The sequence below is a fragment of the Neisseria sp. P0021.S007 genome (assembly GCF_051956855.1).
The window spans coordinates 1-506 of sequence record NZ_JBQCXA010001283.1; the positions used below are offsets into that span (position 1 = coordinate 1).

Sequence of the window (506 nt, forward strand, 5' to 3'; positions counted from 1 at the left end):
GTCCTGAATATCGCGGCTGTCTGTAACAATACGCGAAACGGGTTGATTTTCAGACGGCATCGGAAGGCCGAGAGTTTGGCAGATGAAATTTAGGTCTAGTGATTTCATGGTTGTGTTTCTTGTCCTTGTTCTAACGGCTCCACATTTTTATCCGTATTTTGGGAAACCATTTTTAAATGACGATAATTGCGTCTTGCCAGCACAATAAAAAGAATAGCGGCAAAATTTACACCGACAGTAAGCTTATGTACCGTAAGGCTAAATGATAATTGCAGTACACTTTCTATATAATACGTAAAAGAAAATGCCTCTCCTACAAAGACTATTTGCAACAAGCATGGCGTGTACACATATATCATTCTATTAAAACCTACTGCACGGAATTTAAACGCATTCCATGCTGCAGACAGCGCCAACACACCCAAAATGAAAAGTAAAATCCCAAAAAACACAGCCCATGCCATGTTGTTAATCAATCCTTGCACACTCTGAATTGATGCCAGAAT

At 39.7% G+C, this 506-nt stretch carries 1 protein-coding gene; it reads right to left on the reverse strand.

The window, feature by feature from the left end; genetic code table 11:
* Positions 1–104: 104 nt before the first annotated feature.
* A partial coding sequence (locus ACTHUR_RS18750) for a hypothetical protein (protein ID WP_440400280.1) occupies positions 105–506 on the reverse strand: 402 nt, incomplete at its 5' end.